The organism is Streptomyces sp. NPDC051963 (assembly GCF_044593495.1).
In the GTDB taxonomy this organism is placed as follows: domain Bacteria; phylum Actinomycetota; class Actinomycetes; order Streptomycetales; family Streptomycetaceae; genus Streptomyces.
On sequence record NZ_JBIUCC010000004.1, the window covers coordinates 773,689 to 788,146 of the forward strand.

At 71.5% G+C, this 14,458-nt stretch carries 12 protein-coding genes and 1 riboswitch; of the genes, 3 read left to right on the forward strand and 9 right to left on the reverse strand.

Annotated elements, in window-relative coordinates:
* Positions 1–329: 329 nt before the first annotated feature.
* Positions 330–1,352, forward strand: coding sequence for a septation protein SepH (gene sepH, locus ACIHFB_RS20120; protein WP_400127510.1), 1,023 nt, complete (start codon positions 330–332; stop codon positions 1,350–1,352).
* A gap of 70 nt (positions 1,353–1,422) precedes the next feature.
* Here the strand turns inward: sepH and ACIHFB_RS20125 are convergent, their stop codons facing one another.
* A complete protein-coding gene (locus ACIHFB_RS20125) occupies positions 1,423–2,277 on the reverse strand; it encodes a sulfurtransferase (protein WP_400127511.1) in 855 nt (284 codons plus the stop codon).
* A gap of 295 nt (positions 2,278–2,572) precedes the next feature.
* On the opposite strand from ACIHFB_RS20125, the gene ACIHFB_RS20130 reads away from it, so the two are divergent.
* Positions 2,573–3,376, forward strand: coding sequence for a VOC family protein (locus tag ACIHFB_RS20130; protein WP_400127512.1), 804 nt, complete (start codon positions 2,573–2,575; stop codon positions 3,374–3,376).
* Between the two features lie 2 nt (positions 3,377–3,378).
* On the opposite strand, the gene ACIHFB_RS20135 is transcribed toward ACIHFB_RS20130, so the two are convergent.
* Genes ACIHFB_RS20135 through ACIHFB_RS20150 form a run of 4 tightly spaced genes read right to left on the reverse strand, consistent with a single transcriptional unit; the run spans position 3,379 to position 8,826 of the window.
* On the reverse strand, positions 3,379–4,026 hold the full coding sequence (locus tag ACIHFB_RS20135) for a thymidine kinase (RefSeq protein WP_365285393.1): 648 nt from the start codon (positions 4,024–4,026) through the stop codon (positions 3,379–3,381).
* Between the two features lie 38 nt (positions 4,027–4,064).
* The gene (locus ACIHFB_RS20140; protein WP_365285391.1) at positions 4,065–5,318 is read right to left on the reverse strand and encodes a nucleotide pyrophosphatase/phosphodiesterase family protein; all 1,254 of its coding nucleotides are present in this window, start codon (positions 5,316–5,318) and stop codon (positions 4,065–4,067) included.
* Positions 5,318–5,905 carry a DUF5998 family protein gene (locus ACIHFB_RS20145; protein WP_365285389.1) on the reverse strand — a complete coding sequence of 196 codons (588 nt, stop codon included), beginning with the start codon at positions 5,903–5,905 and terminating at the stop codon, positions 5,318–5,320. Before ACIHFB_RS20145 ends, ACIHFB_RS20140 begins: the two co-directional genes overlap by 1 nt.
* A 53-nt stretch (positions 5,906–5,958) precedes the next feature.
* The gene (locus ACIHFB_RS20150; RefSeq protein ID WP_365285387.1) at positions 5,959–8,826 is read right to left on the reverse strand and encodes a GNAT family N-acetyltransferase; all 2,868 of its coding nucleotides are present in this window, start codon (positions 8,824–8,826) and stop codon (positions 5,959–5,961) included.
* Between the two features lie 178 nt (positions 8,827–9,004).
* Here ACIHFB_RS20150 and ACIHFB_RS20155 point away from each other — a divergent pair, with 178 nt between their 5' ends.
* Positions 9,005–9,286: an HPr family phosphocarrier protein gene (locus tag ACIHFB_RS20155; RefSeq protein WP_003981826.1), complete on the forward strand. Its 282-nt coding sequence runs from the start codon at positions 9,005–9,007 to the stop codon at positions 9,284–9,286.
* A gap of 134 nt (positions 9,287–9,420) precedes the next feature.
* On the opposite strand, the gene ACIHFB_RS20160 is transcribed toward ACIHFB_RS20155, so the two are convergent.
* From ACIHFB_RS20160 to ACIHFB_RS20175, 4 genes are all read right to left on the reverse strand, one after another.
* On the reverse strand, positions 9,421–10,116 hold the full coding sequence (locus ACIHFB_RS20160) for a GntR family transcriptional regulator (protein ID WP_365285384.1): 696 nt from the start codon (positions 10,114–10,116) through the stop codon (positions 9,421–9,423).
* A 194-nt stretch (positions 10,117–10,310) separates the two neighbouring features.
* Complete coding sequence (locus tag ACIHFB_RS20165; RefSeq protein WP_365285382.1) at positions 10,311–11,072, reverse strand: M23 family metallopeptidase; 762 nt, start codon at positions 11,070–11,072, stop codon at positions 10,311–10,313.
* Positions 11,073–11,085: 13 nt separating this feature from the next.
* A riboswitch (cyclic di-AMP (ydaO/yuaA leader) is annotated at positions 11,086–11,252 on the reverse strand.
* A 202-nt stretch (positions 11,253–11,454) separates the two neighbouring features.
* Positions 11,455–12,843 carry a pitrilysin family protein gene (locus ACIHFB_RS20170; protein ID WP_365285380.1) on the reverse strand — a complete coding sequence of 463 codons (1,389 nt, stop codon included), beginning with the start codon at positions 12,841–12,843 and terminating at the stop codon, positions 11,455–11,457.
* Positions 12,840–14,231, reverse strand: coding sequence for a pitrilysin family protein (locus tag ACIHFB_RS20175; protein ID WP_365285378.1), 1,392 nt, complete (start codon positions 14,229–14,231; stop codon positions 12,840–12,842). The genes ACIHFB_RS20170 and ACIHFB_RS20175 overlap by 4 nt, the downstream gene beginning before the upstream one ends.
* Positions 14,232–14,458 lie beyond the last annotated feature (227 nt).

Below are 14,458 nucleotides of genomic sequence, written 5' to 3' on the forward strand. Positions count from 1 at the left end.
CAAGTCCCGCCCCTTGCGAGAAGTTGGGCGGCGTGCCAATCCACGCACGTGGTCCAAATGGAGTACTGTTGCGAGCCCTGGGTCCGGTCTCCCGCCAGGGCGTCCGTGGCCTTCAAGGACCGCCGGGAGGGGGCTAGTTGCACAGGGTGACGGAGTTTGTCACTTAGCGTTGCGAATAGGTAACCGTGCCATAACGGCGATCCAGGGCCCTGGCCCGACACGCCGGGCAACTCGGCAAGGTTGTGGCAGGCTGCACCCGGGCAGGCCACACTCGACTAGCGGAAGCAGCGACGCACGTGACGTCGGCAGGCACCACCCGGGAGGTCCCCATGCCCGAACTGCGTGTCGTGGCCGTCTCCAATGACGGCACACGGCTGGTGCTCAAGGCTGCCGACGCGACGGAGTACACGCTTCCGATCGACGAGCGTCTGCGCGCCGCGGTCCGCGGCGACCGTCCCCGCCTCGGCCAGATCGAGATCGAGGTGGAGAGCCATCTCCGCCCCCGAGACATCCAGGCGCGGATACGCGCGGGTGCGACCGCGGAAGAGGTCGCACAGATGGCCGGAATTCCGGTCGACCGCGTGCGCCGCTTCGAGGGCCCCGTGCTGGCCGAGCGTGCCTTCATGGCCGAGCGGGCCCGCAAGACACCCGTCCGTCGCCCCGGTGAGAACGCCGCCGGACCCCAGCTCGGCGAGGCCGTCCAGGAGCGACTGCTGCTGCGCGGCGCCGAGAAGGACACCGTCCAGTGGGACTCGTGGCGCCGCGACGACGGCACCTGGGAAGTCCTGTTGGTGTACCTCGTCGCGGGCGAACCGCACTCGGCGAGCTGGACGTACGACCCGCCCCGGCGGCTCGTCCAGGCCGTCGACGAGGAGGCTCGCTCGCTGATCGGCGAGTCCGAGGACCTCGCCGCGGCGGAGCCCAGCTTCCCGTTCGTGCCGCGTATCGCCCGGCTGCCGCGCGACCGCCCGCTGGACCGTCCGGTGCTGCCGTCGCCCTCACCCGAACCCGAGGTGGAGTCCACCAGCGAACGCGACTCGCTGACCAGCCTCTTGGAGGCGGTGCCGAGCTTCCGCGGCGACATGGTCGTCCCGGAGCGCCCGGCGCCGGACCCGGTGGAGGAACCTCCCGCCGCCGAACCCACTCCGGAGGAACCGCCGGCGCCCGCCGCCTCGGCCGGTTCCGCCTACGCCGACGTCCTGATGCCCCGGTCCGTCGGCAGCCACCGCGACCGCCTCATCGGCTCCACCGACCGCCAGGCCGAGGCCGACGGCGTCCGCCCCGGCCGCCGGGCAGCGGTCCCGAGCTGGGACGAGATCGTGTTCGGGACACGGCGGAAGAAGCAGGAGTAGTCAGTCGTACGAGAGTGAGGGCCGCGCAGTTCGAGCGCGGCCCTCACATTTGTGCCTGTACGGCTGCGGGTTACTGAGGATCCGGCCCCACGGCAACCGGCCGGGAAGGATCCGACGACCACTCCGACCACGACCCGACGTACAGCGCCGCCGGAATCCCCGCGACGGCCAGCGCGAGCACCTCGTGCGCCCCGGAGACCCCCGAACCGCAGTAGACGCCCACCTCTGTACCGTCGCCCGACACCCCGAGCGTCTTGAACCGCGCCCTGAGGTCGTCCGCGGCGAGGAAGCTGCCGTCCGTACCCACGTTCTCGTTCGTGGGCGCGGACACGGCCCCCGGAATGTGCCCGCCCACCGGATCGATCGGCTCGACGTCCCCCCGGTACCGCTCCCCCGCCCGCGCATCGAGCAGCACGCCGCTCCGGGCCAACGCCGCGGCCCCGTCCGCGTCCAGCATCCCCACCGCCCCAGGCGCCGGCCGGAAGTCCCCCTCCCGAGGAACGGGCGCGGCCGTCTCCAGGGGCCCCTCCCAAGCGGGCAGACCTCCGTCGAGGACCCGTACATCGGGGTGCCCCGTCCAGCGCAGCAGCCACCAGGCGCGCGCCGCGGCCCACCCCTGCCCGCCGTCGTACACGACCACGGGCACCGCGGACGACACGCCGGCCCGACGCATGGCCGTACCGAATTCGGCCAAGTCGGGCAGCGGATGGCGGCCACGCCCGCCCGGCGCCGAGGCGAGTTCCCGGTCCAGATCGACGAAGACGGCGCCGGGAACATGCCCGGCCTCGTATGCGGCGCGCCCGTCGAAGGGGGGCTCCCCTGCGGCCTTGGCCACGCTCAACTGCCAGCGGACATCCAGGAGGACGGGCGGGTTCGGCCCCGCCATATCGCTCGCGAGTTCGGTTGCGGAAATGATGGCGTTCATGGCCACCATCCTTGCGTACGGGGTGGCCGCATCGCTCATGTCCGGCTACTGTGCTCCGCCGGACAGCACCGATCACGAGGCGTACGGGATCGGGCACATGCTGTACAGCCGATCGACATCCGTCGGCAATCGCACGGAAATGGACGAGAGACCGCACACCGGGCATTCTCCGAGCACAGGCCGATGACGGCGGCGCGCCCGGAGCGCGCGGTCCCACGGGTGGTGCGAGCATCGGCACGGGGTCCGCAGAGCGGCGGCGACACGGCCGCCGCAAGGGGTCGAGGAGAGAGTGACGATGACCGAGGCACGGGGGTCGGCCGGCCCGAACGGCGAAACGCACGCTCGGCACGCGCCCGGCACGCCCTGCTGGGTGAGTCTGATGGTGCACGGACTGGCCACGACCCAGGAGTTCTACGGAGCGCTGTTCGGCTGGGAGTTCCAGCCGGGCCCCCAGCAGCTCGGCCCCTATGCGCGGGCGCTGCTCGACGGCTCCGAGGTGGCGGGCATCGGCCAGCTCCCGCCGGACCGGCACCTCCCCATCGCCTGGACGCCCTACCTCGCCTCGGACGACGTCGACCTGACCGCCGAGACGGTACGGCTGTGCGGCGGCACCGTCGGGGTGGGCCCGCTGGACGCGGAGGATGCCGGGCGGCTGGTGATCGGCTCGGACCCGTCGGGCGCGGTCTTCGGCGTGTGGCAGGCGGCGGCGCACGCCGGCACGGCCATCGCCGGGGTGCCCGGCACACCGGCCTGGCACGAACTGCTGACCTTCGAGACGGCGAGTGTCGCCAAGTTCTACGAGACCGTGTTCGACTACGAGGAGGAGCCGGTGGTCTCCGCCGACTTCGACTACGTGACCCTGCTCATCGACGGCCGCCCGGTCGCCGGCATCCACGGCGTCGGCAACGCCCTGCCCCGCGACCGGGGTCCGCACTGGATGACGTACTTCGAAGTCGCCGACACGGACGCGAGCCTCGCCCGGATCACCGACCTCGGCGGGCATGTCCTCAAACCGGCCCACGACAGCGAACACGGCCGCGTGGCAACGGTCGCGGACCCGGAAGGAGCCAGGTTCTGCCTGGTCCAGAGCCCGCGCTGAAGTCAGCCCGGGGAGACCGGCAGTACGTCCGGTGACAGCGCCGCCGCCCGTGCCGTCGCCGCGGTCATGCGGCGGCGATGATGGCGGCGGCACAGGACCTCGTAGCCGATGTCGTCGGCCTGGTCGACGTCGCCGACGACGACCTGAGCACCCTCGACGACCATCTCGCCGCCTATCGTGCGGGCGTTGTGCGTGGCCCGGGAGCCGCACCAGCACAGGGCCTCGACCTGGAGGACCTCGACGCGGTCCGCGAGTTCGACGAGGCGCTGGGAGCCGGGGAACAGCTTGGAGCGGAAGTCGGTCGTGATGCCGAAGGCGTAGACGTCGAGGCTCAGGTCGTCGACCACGCGCGCGAGTTGGTCGATCTGCTGCGGCGCGAGGAACTGCGCCTCGTCCGCGATGACGTAGTCCGCGCGGCCGCCCTGCGAGAGGTGGTCGACGAGATACGCGTACAGATCCTGCCCGTCCTCGACCTCCACCGCGTCCGTGACCAGCCCGAGCCGTGACGACAGCTTGCCCTCGCCGGCCCGGTCGTCACGGGTGAAGATCATGCCGGCCAGACCACGCGCCGAGCGGTTGTGCTCGATCTGGAGAGCCAGCGTCGACTTCCCGCAGTCCATCGTTCCGGAGAAGAACACGAGCTCGGGCATGGCGGGTTGAGCACCTTTCAGGGCAGGGCGGACGGTTGTCAGGAGCGTACTTCGAGGAGCGGGATCAGTTGCTCGGCCGGGGTCATCGAGCCATGGTTGCCGACCATCGCCGACTCCTTCGGCTCCCGCTCGGAGGCGATGATCAGTACGTCGTCCCGTGCGGCCGCGACGACATCGCCGATCCGGCCGTGGACCCGCTCATCGCACTCACCGGGCCGACCGAACCAGCCCGCCGCGATCGCCTCGTCCCGCGAGGCCACCCAGAACTGCTCGCCGAGCACTTCACGCCAGCAGGTCAGTACGTCGTTCTCGGCACCCGGCACCGCGTAGACGTGCCGGGCGCGGCCCTCGCCGCCGAGCAGGGCGACGCCGGCGCGGAGTTCCCAGTCCTCGTCGAAGTCGATGCGGTGCTCTTCGTCGAAGGGGACGTCGATCATGCCGTGGTCGGCGGTGACGTAGAGCGCGGTGCGGGCGGGGAGTTGCTCGGCGAGGCGCTGGACGAGCCGGTCGACGTGCATGAGCTGGCCGCGCCAGGTGTCGGAGTCGACGCCGAAGCGGTGTCCGGCGCCGTCGAGTTCGGCGTAGTACGTGTAGACGAGCGCGCGGTCGCCGCCGGCCAGTTGCTCGGCCGCGAGGTCCATGCGCTCCTCACCGGTCAGCCGCCCGTGGAAGGTGCCGCCGCTGAGCGCGATCTTGGTCAGGGGGGTGTTCTGGAAGTGGGGTGAGGACACCTGGGCGGTGTGCACACCGGCCGCGTCCGCGAGCTGGAAGACCGTGGGGTACGGCTGCCAGGCCCGCGGATCGGTCCAGGGCTGCCAGCGCAGCTGGTTCATCAGCTCGCCGGTGGCCGGGTTGCGGGCGGTGTATCCGGGCAGGCCGTGCGCGCTCGGCGGGAGTCCGGTGCCGACGGAGGCGAGGGAGGTCGCGGTGGTCGCCGGGTATCCGGTGGTGAGCGGACGGCCGGTGCCGCCGCGCGAGCTGCTGATCAGGGAGGTCATGAAGGGCGCGTCCTGTGGGTGCGCCTTGAGCTGCTCCCAGCCCAGGCCGTCGATCAGGAACACGCAGTTGCGGTCGGCCGCGGTCAGCTCAGGAATGGCCGCGGTCATTTCCGGTACGGCCATGCCCGCGGCCAGCGTGGGCAGCAGGTCGGCGAGTGAGCCGGTGCCGTACTCGGGCCGGGGGGCGGAGTCGACGGCGAGGGGTTCCGGGTGGGTGTCCCAGGAGGCGGAGTCAGGAGGTGTGGGCGCGGAGCGCCCTCCATCATGGGCGGCGGGGGGAGACGGGTGGGCCATCAGTGGTCGAGGCCCGCGGTGGCCTCGGAGAGCGACTGGGCGAAGACGAGGGCCTGGCGGACCGTCTCGGGGCCGTCGCCGGCTTCGCTGACGCGCAGGCTGAGGTCGTCGGCCGTCGAACTGCCCGTGTAGCCGTGATCCGCCTCGCAGTTGGGGTCGCCGCAGGCGGCGGGCTCCAGGTCGAGACGGGAGACGGCGCCCCAGCCGATGGTCAGCACGACCTCGCGGGGCAGCGTGCCCGGCGTGTACGACTCCGGGTTGGCGACGACCCGGCTGACCACGACGGACGAGATCCGGCCGAGCTTGACCGACTCGGTGGAGGTGGTGGCGTACGGCGTCGGGGAGGTGCTGTCGGCGGCCTGCTCATCGGTGTGGCTGACGATGAAGCGGTTGCCGGTGAGGACGAGCACGGTCACATGCCGCCGCACCTCGTTCTGGTCGAACGTCGTCTCCTGGTGGACCAGGAACGACCGCATGGGCTCGCCGCCCACAGCGGCCTCCACCGCCTCGGCCACGAGGGCCGGGTAGTAGCCGCTGCGCTCGATCGCCGCTCGCAGCCCCTGGGTCGTCGTACTGGTCTTGGCCATGACGCCCATCCTAAGGGGGCACACTGACTGCGAGGCACCGCTCACACCGGTCTCTAGTACACCGGAAGCGTCCTCGGACCGAGGTCGTCACGGGCGGGCGGAGGCGCCAGGCGTACGGACGCGCTGAGCACGCTCAATCCGCGCGAGGCCACGACCACCGGCTCCAGGGTCACCGCGACCACCTCCGGATGATCGTCCACCAGCCGAGACACGCGCAGCAGCAGTTCCTCCAGGGCCGGGGTGTCGGCCGGCGTCGAACCACGCCAGCCGAACAGGAGCGGTGCCGTCCGGATCGACCGCACCAGCGAGGCCGCCTCCCGGTCGGTCACCGGGACGAGCCGGTGCGCCGTGTCGTCGAGCAGCTGGGAGGCGGCACCGGCGAGCCCGAACGACAGCACGGCCCCGGCCGCCGGATCGATCACCGCACGCACCACGGTGTCGACACCGCGCGGCGCCATCCCCTGCACCACCGGCCGCAGCTCCTCCGGCTTCCCGAACAGCTCCGTCAACTCGGCATACCCTCTGCGCAGTTGCTCCTCGTCCGCCAGATCCAGCCGTACGCCGCCCAGATCGGCCCGGTGCCTGAGGTGCGGGGCGGTGGCCTTGAGAGCTACGGGATAGCCGAGGGTGCGGGCCGCCGCGGCGGCGTCATCGGGCGACAGCGCGGGCAGCGCCCGGTGGACCCCGATCCCGTACTTCCCCAGCAGCTCACACGTCTCTTCGGTCCCCAGGGTCAGCCCCTGGCCCCGTGCCAGCAGCCCGTCGATCAGCTCGGCGGTCCCCTTCTCGTCGATGTCCTCGTACTCGGGCACCTTGCCGGGTTCAACGGCATCACGCTGCCACTGGGCGTACCTGACGGCTTCACCGAGGGCGCGGACGGCGCGCTCGGCGGCGGGGTAGGCGGGGATGAGCCCCGCTTCGTCAGGTACCGGCGCCGCGGCCGGCAGTCGTTCCGCAGGGAGATGGGGGTCCGTCCGCTCCGGCGAAGCCGGGAGTGGGGGAAGGTGAGCGCGGTCTGCAACGCCGGGTGCCGTTCGACCTGCCTGTGGTGCGGTACTGGCCGCGGCCGACAGCGCCTCCGCGAGCCCGCCGAGCTCCACATGCACCACCAGCACCGGCTTGCCGGGAACCTCTGCCGCAGCCGACCGCAGTGCCTCGGCCAGCGCCGCATCCTCAGCGGGCCCCTCCCCCACCGCCGGTATGGCGGTCACCACCACCGCGTCGCACGTGTCGTCGGCCAGAGCTCTCGACAGCGCCGCATGAAAGTCGTCCGCCGAAGCTCCCGTCGTCAGATCCAGCGGAGGGTGAGGCCGCAGCCCCTCGGAGAGACACGCGTCGTACGTCAGCAACCCCAACGACTCCGAGTTCCCCAAGATCGCCACGCGAGGGCCCGCCGGCAACGGCTGACGCGCGAGCAGCAGCCCCGCGTCGACCAGCTCGGTGATCGTGTCCACCCGGATCACCCCGGCCTGCCGCAGCAGCGCGGACACCGTGGCATGCGGCAACCGCGTCGCCCGCACCGCATGCCCCTGCGGCGCCGCGCCTCCGTGCCGCGCGCCCTGCACGACGACCAACGGCTTCGCCGCTGCCGTACGCCGCGCGAGCCGGGTGAACTTGCGGGGGTTGCCGATGGACTCCAGGTACATCAGCACCACATCGGTGTCGGGATCGTCGTACCAGTACTGGAGTACGTCGTTCCCGGACACGTCCGCGCGGTTGCCGGAGGACACGAACGTGGACACACCCGTGACCCCGGTGACCCCGCCGCCGCGCCGGTGCAGCCGGGACAGCAGCGCGATCCCGATGGCGCCGGACTGGGCGAAGAGCCCGATCCGTCCGGGACGGGGCATCTCGGGAGCGAGGGACGCGTTCAGCCGTACGCCCTCCGCGGTGTTGATGATCCCGAACGCGTTGGGGCCGATGATCCGCATGCCGCACGCACGCGCGTGCCGGACCAGTTCCCGCTGCCGCTCGCGCCCCTCGGGGCCGCTCTCGGCGTACCCGGCGGAGATCACGACGAGCCCCTGCACGCCATGCTCGCCGCACTCGGTGACGACCTCGGGGACGAGGTCCGCGGGCACGGCGACGACCGCGAGGTCGACGGGCCCCTCGATGTCCCGCACGGAGCGGTGCGCGGGCACCCCGTCGAACTCCTTGAACTCCTCCGGGAACGCCCTGTTCACGGCGTACAGAGAGCCCGTGAACCCGGCCTCCCGGATGTTGCCCAGGACGCTGCGTCCCACTCCGCCGGGAGTGCGGCCGGCCCCGATGACGGCGACGGAGCCGGGCATCAGCAACCGCTGCACGGACCGTGCCTCGGCGCGCTGCTCGCGCGCGTACTGCACGGCGAGGGACCGGTCCGTGGGTTCGAGGTCGAACTCCAGGCGCACGACGCCGTCTTCGAAGCTGCGCTTCTGGGTGTACCCCGCGTCCGTGAACACCTTGATCATCTTGGTGTTGGCGGGGAGCACCTCGGCGGCGAAGCGGCGGATGCCGCGCTCACGGGCGACGGCGCCGAGGTGTTCCAGGAGGGCGGAGGCGACGCCGCGGCCCTGATGGGCGTCCTGCACGAGGAAGGCGACCTCGGCCTCGTCGGACGGTGCGGACGCGGGCATTCCGTCGGTGCCGATTCGGTCATAGCGTACGGTGGCGATGAACTCGCCGCCGATGGTGGCCGCGAGTCCCACCCGGTCCACAAAGTCGTGGTGCGTGAAGCGGTGGACGTCCTTGGCGGACAGGCGCGGGTAGGGCGCGAAGAAGCGGTAGTACTTCGACTCGTCCGACACCTGCTCGTAGAAGCTGACCAGGCGCTCGGCGTCATCAACGGTGATGGGGCGGATGCGTGCGGTGCCGCCGTCGCGCAGCACCACGTCGGCTTCCCAGTGGGCGGGGTATTCGTGCCGGTCCGGCGCGCTCTGCATGGGGCCCAGAGTACGGCTCGCGTACGACAACGGCGCGAGGCAGTCTGTGGAGGACGGGAGTCGGGCCGAGGCCGCGGTGCGACGACACTTCCGGACGGGACGCAGGACCGTTCCGGGCTTGCTTCACGGTATGGGAAACTGGTCTAGACAACCCTGAACACTCGAAGGGCAGCATCACATGGCTGAGCGCCGCGTCAACGTCGGCTGGGCCGAGGGTCTCCACGCCCGCCCCGCCTCCATCTTCGTCCGGGCCGCCACGGCCTCTGGGGTCCCCGTGACGATCGCCAAGGCCGACGGCAACCCCGTCAACGCGGCCTCCATGCTGGCCGTCCTCGGGCTCGGCGCCCAGGGCGGCGAGGAGATCGTGCTCGCTTCCGACGCCGAGGGCGCGGACGCCGCCCTCGACCGGCTGGCGAAGCTGGTCGCCGAGGGTCTCGAAGAGCTTCCCGAGACCGTCTGAATTCCGGGCTGCGACTTTCATCGCAGCGCCGAAGGGCCCGCCCGAATTACCGGGCGGGCCCTTCGCATTTCCCGCTTACGGGCAGCAGAAATAATCCCCCGCGAATTAACCCCTCTTTGTATACGGCGCCCGTGTTAATGCCGCAGGCTCGGCATGTTTACGGGATGTTGCGAATTCCTCACACGGTCCGTGCGATCGGCGCCGCCGTTGAACCGCAGTCGATGCGCGGCGCCCGCGCGCTCGGTGTGCAGGGCGGTGATCGCCCGGGCGCGCTCGCCGTCACCGCGCGCCACCGCGTCGACGATCGCGCCGTGCTCCGCCCAGGACTCCGCGGGGTTGGCCGGCGCCTCCACCGCGTACATCCAGGCGATCTTGTGCCGCAGCTGGGTCAGCATCGAGGTCAGCGCGGGGCTGCCGGAGGCCTGGGCGAGCGTCTCGTGGAACCAGCCCCCCAGGGAGCGCAGATCCTCGCTGTTGCCGCGCCTGGCCCGCTCCTGGCCCAGCCTGACCAGGCCCCGCAGCACCTTGAGGTGGGCCTCGGTGCGCCGCTGGGCGGCCCTGGACGCGCCGAGCGGCTCCAGGAGCATCCGCATCTCCAGCAGGTCGGCGGCCTCCTGCTCGGTCGGTTCGGCGACGCACGCGCCCGCGTGCCGCCGGGTGACCACGAAGCCCTCGGCCTCCAGCGTGCGCAGGGCCTCACGGACGGGGACGCGCGAGACGCCGTAGCGGCGGGCGAGGAGTTCCTCGGTGAGCCTGCCGCCGCGCTCGTAGACACCGGCGACGATGTCGTCCCGGATCGCCGTGCATACCGAGTGCGCCGGAATACGCATGACCGACCTCCGCCTTAATCCCCGTGAAACGTCGATGATTGACGTGTGTTCCGTGACTCTATTGCAATGAGCCGGAATTTCCGATGGCGGGCCGGAATCCATGGATATTTTTTGGACAACCGGGCGTGTGAAACGCCGAAACCCCGGCTCGGGAGCCGGGGCCTCGGGACGCGGAGCGATCGGTGGGTCGGTCGTCAGACGCCCACGCCGTGCGAGCGCAGGTAGGCGACGGGGTCGATGTCGGAGCCGTACTCCGCGGTCGTACGGGCCTCGAAGTGCAGGTGCGGTCCGGTGACGTTGCCGGTCGCGCCGGAGAGGGCTATCTGCTGACCGGGGGTGACGCTCTGGCCCACCGAGACGCCGATGGACGACAGGTGGCCGTACTGGGTGTACGTGCCGTCGTTCATCTTGATCACGACCTCGTTGCCGTACGAGCCGCCCCAGCCCGCCTCGACGACGGTGCCGCGGCCGACCGCGTGGACGGAGGTGCCGCTCGCGGCGTGGAAGTCGACGCCGGTGTGGCTGCCGGAGGACCACAGGGAGCCGCCGGTCTGGTAGCCGGTGGAGACGTACGAGCCGGTGATCGGTGCCACATAGCTGTTGAGGCGCTTGCGCTCGGCCTCGCGGGCGGCACGCTCCTTGGCCTCGCGGGCCTTCTTCGCCTTCTCCGCGGCGGCCTTCTTGGCGGCAGCCTCGGCCCTCTTCTCGGCTGCGGCCTCCTCGGCGGCCTCCTTCTGCGCGGCGGCCTGCTCCGCGATCGGGTCGGCGGAGTCGGCGATGCTGATGACCGGGATCAGGCCGGTCGTCTCGGCGGCGGACTCGGCCGCGAGCGCGGGTGCTGCCAGGGTGCCGATGACGCCGGTGGTGGTGAGGGCCGCGACGCCCGCCGCGCGGGCGGTGGTGCGCTGGATCCGGCTGGGACGGCGGTGCTTCCCGGTGGCGCAGGTGAACGCCATGTGGTGGCTGGTCCTTTCCTTCCTTCTCGCCTACCGGGTTAGCTGACGGGTTCGGAGCAGGAAGGTCTCCTACGGACCCCCTCGCTGCACGCGCGGGCGTCCGATTCACCCCAGGGACTACGTATGTGGGTCCCCGGCTCCCCTGGCTCGCGCCGTCTGGGGACTCGGCGATGGCTGTCCGGTGCCGCGGATGCGGCGCACTGCCTGACGGACAGCCCGGAAGACGCTAAACGGGACATCTTTCAATCCCCAAACGGATCACGGCTTTTGTAGCGCATGCCACAGGCCAGACAGGCAACCTCTCCCGTAATTCGGACATAAAGGAGCCCTGGTGACGCTTCCGTCACCAGGGCTCCACACGCGCGTGCCCGAACGTTCGCCTCTACTCGGCGGACACGACGGTGACTTGGCCGATGCCGAGGGCCTCGACCGGCTCCTTGATCTGCGCCGCGTCGCCCACGAGAACCGTCACCAGACGGTCCACGGGGAAGGCTCGTACGGCAGCCGCGGTGGCCTCGACGGTGCCGGTCGCGGCGAGCTCGCGGTAGAGCGTGGCCTGATAGTCGTCCGGCAGGTACTGCTCCACCTGGTCGGCGAGCGTGCCGGCCACGGCGGCAGCGGTCTCGTACTTCAGCGGCGCCACCCCGACGAGGTTCTGTACGGCGACATCGCGCTCGGCGTCGGTGAGCCCGTCCGCGGCGAGCGTGCGCAGCACCGTCCACAGGTCCTGGAGTGCGGGGCCGGTGTTCGGGGTGTCGACGGAGCCGCTGATGGCGAGCATCCCGGCGCCCGAGCCGTCCGGGGCGGACCGCAGCACCTGTCCGAACGCCCGCACTCCGTAGGTGTAGCCCTTCTCCTCGCGCAGGACGCGGTCCAGCCGGGAGGTGAGGGTGCCGCCGAGGCAGTACGTGCCGAGCACCTGCGCGGGCCACACGCGATCGTGCCGGTCGGGACCGACCCGGCCGATGAGCAGCTGCGTCTGGACGGCGCCGGGGCGGTCCACGATGACGACCCGGCCGGTGTCGTCGGCGGTCACCGGAGGCACCGGGCGCGGCTGCGCGGGCGAGCCCGTCCAGGAGCCGATCGTCTCGCCGAGCAGCGCGTCCAGGTCGATGCCGGTGAGGTCGCCGACGACCACGGCGGTGGCCGTGGCGGGACGGACGTGCTTCTCGTAGAAGGCACGGACGGCCGCGGAGTCGATGGCCGCGACCGTGTCCTCGGTGCCCTGGCGCGGGCGCGACATGCGCGAGTCCGCCGGGAACAGCTCCTTGGAGAGCTCCTTGGCGGCCCTGCGGGAGGGGTTGGCCAGCTCGTGCGGGATCTCGTCGAGGCGGTTGCGGACCAGCCGCTCGACCTCGCTGTCCGCGAAAGCGGGCGCCCTGAGGGCGTCGGCGAGCAGCCCGAGCGCCTTGGGCAGACGCGAGACCGGGACCTCGAGGCTCACCCGGACGCCGGGGTGGTCGGCGTGCGCGTCGAGCGTGGCACCGCAGCGCTCCAGCTCGGCGGCGAACTCCTCGGCGGAGAGCTTGTCGGTGCCTTCGGAGAAGGCCCGCGCCATGATCGTGGCGACGCCGTCGAGGCCGGCCGGTTCGGCGTCCAACGGCGCGCCCAGGAGCACCTCTACGGCGACGACCTGCTGGCCGGGGCGGTGGCAGCGCAGAACGGTCACGCCGTTGTCGAGGGTCCCGCGCTCGGGGGCCGGGAACGCCCACGGCCTGGCCTCGCCGGCCTGCGGCTCGGGGTGGAATTCCATAGCGGCGAGCTCGGTCACTTGGCCGCCTCCTCGTTGTCGTCGGTGGCTTCCACGGTCGCCGCGGACTCCAGGTCTTCGGTGGGTTCCTCGACGGTCTCCGTGGGGACGGTCGGCTCGTAGACGAGCACCGCGCGGTTGTCGGGCCGCAGGCGCGCCTTGGCGACCTCCTGGACCTCCTCGGCGGTGACCTCGAGCACCCGCCCGACGGCCGTGAGGGCGAGCTGCGGGTCACCGAACAGGACGGCGTACCGGCACAGTTCGTCGGCGCGGCCCGCGACCGTGCCAAGCCGGTCCAGCCACTCGCGCTCCAACTGGGCCTGGGCGCGCTCCATTTCCTCGGCCGTGGGGCCCTCCGCGGCGAACCGGGCTAGCTCCTCGTCGATGGCGGTCTCGATGACCGGCACCTCGACGTCACCGGACGTCTTCACGTCCAGCCACCCCAGGGAGGGCGCGCCGGCCAGCCGCAGCAGACCGAACCCGGCGGCGACGGCCGTACGGTCGCGTCGTACCAGCCGGTTGTAGAGGCGGGAGGACTCGCCGCCGCCGAGGACGGTGAGCGCGAGGTCCGCCGCGTCGCACGCGCGCGTGCCGTCCTCCGGGAGCCGGTAGGCGGCCATCAACGCGCGCGCGGGGACCTCTTCCTCGACGATCTCGCGCAGCTGCCCGCCGATGGTCTCGGGCAGTTCACCGGAGCGCGGGGCGGGCTTGCCGTCGTGCGAGGGGATGGAGCCGAAGTACCTGTCGACCCAGGCGAGCGTCTGCTCCGGGTCGATGTCGCCGACCACGGAGAGAACCGCGTTGTTGGGCGCGTAGTACGTCCGGAAGAACGCCCGCGCGTCCTCCAGGGTCGCCGCGTCCAGGTCGGCCATCGAGCCGATCGGCGTGTGGTGGTAGGGGTGGCCCTCCGGGTAGGCGAGGGCGGTCAGCTTCTCGAACGCCGTGCCGTAGGGGACGTTGTCGTAGCGCTGCCGCCGCTCGTTCTTCACGACGTCGCGCTGGTTCTCCATGGACTCGTCGTCGAGAGCCGTGAGCAGCGACCCCATGCGGTCGGCCTCCAGCCAGAGGGCGAGCTCCAGCTGGTGGGTGGGCATGGTCTCGAAGTAGTTGGTGCGCTCGAAGCTGGTGGTGCCGTTGAGCGAGCCGCCGGCGCCCTGGACCTTCTCGAAGTGGCCGTTGCCCTTCACCTGGCCGGAGCCCTGGAACATCAGGTGCTCGAAAAGGTGAGCCAGGCCGGTACGGCCCTTGACTTCGTGGCGCGATCCGACGTCGTACCAGAGGCACACCGCCGCGACCGGGGTCAGGTGGTCCTCGGAGAGCACCACGCGCAGGCCGTTGGCCAGGCGGTGCTCCGTCGCTGTCAGGCCCCCGGTGCCTGCCTGGTCTGTGGCCGTGTGACCCATGGGCATGTACGTCCCTTCGATCGCGGAAAACACTCGTCGTAACTGCGGAAATCCCGCCGGTCCTGCCACTGTATGCAAGCGTGCGCAGGCGCGGCGAAGTTCCCGGCCGACGTACGCCCAGAGCGAGATCGCGTAGCCTGCGGGCGTGCTGTCCCGCCGAAGGCTGACGGCACCTGCGAACGCCGGGCGGGACGGCTTACGTCGGGCCCTGGTACGCGTTGTCAGTGGGGCGG

Bases quoted from the DNA above. Each gene is read 5' to 3' on its own strand.
- sepH (WP_400127510.1), top strand. From the start codon at position 330: ATGCCCGAACTGCGTGTCGTGGCCGTCTCCAATGACGGCACACGGCTG.
- ACIHFB_RS20125 (WP_400127511.1), bottom strand. From the start codon at position 2,277: ATGAACGCCATCATTTCCGCAACCGAACTCGCGAGCGATATGGCGGGG.
- ACIHFB_RS20130 (WP_400127512.1), top strand. From the start codon at position 2,573: ATGACCGAGGCACGGGGGTCGGCCGGCCCGAACGGCGAAACGCACGCT.
- ACIHFB_RS20135 (WP_365285393.1), bottom strand. From the start codon at position 4,026: ATGCCCGAGCTCGTGTTCTTCTCCGGAACGATGGACTGCGGGAAGTCG.
- ACIHFB_RS20140 (WP_365285391.1), bottom strand. From the start codon at position 5,318: ATGGCCCACCCGTCTCCCCCCGCCGCCCATGATGGAGGGCGCTCCGCG.
- ACIHFB_RS20145 (WP_365285389.1), bottom strand. From the start codon at position 5,905: ATGGCCAAGACCAGTACGACGACCCAGGGGCTGCGAGCGGCGATCGAG.
- ACIHFB_RS20150 (WP_365285387.1), bottom strand. From the start codon at position 8,826: ATGCAGAGCGCGCCGGACCGGCACGAATACCCCGCCCACTGGGAAGCC.
- ACIHFB_RS20155 (WP_003981826.1), top strand. From the start codon at position 9,005: ATGGCTGAGCGCCGCGTCAACGTCGGCTGGGCCGAGGGTCTCCACGCC.
- ACIHFB_RS20160 (WP_365285384.1), bottom strand. From the start codon at position 10,116: ATGCGTATTCCGGCGCACTCGGTATGCACGGCGATCCGGGACGACATC.
- ACIHFB_RS20165 (WP_365285382.1), bottom strand. From the start codon at position 11,072: ATGGCGTTCACCTGCGCCACCGGGAAGCACCGCCGTCCCAGCCGGATC.
- ACIHFB_RS20175 (WP_365285378.1), bottom strand. From the start codon at position 14,231: ATGCCCATGGGTCACACGGCCACAGACCAGGCAGGCACCGGGGGCCTG.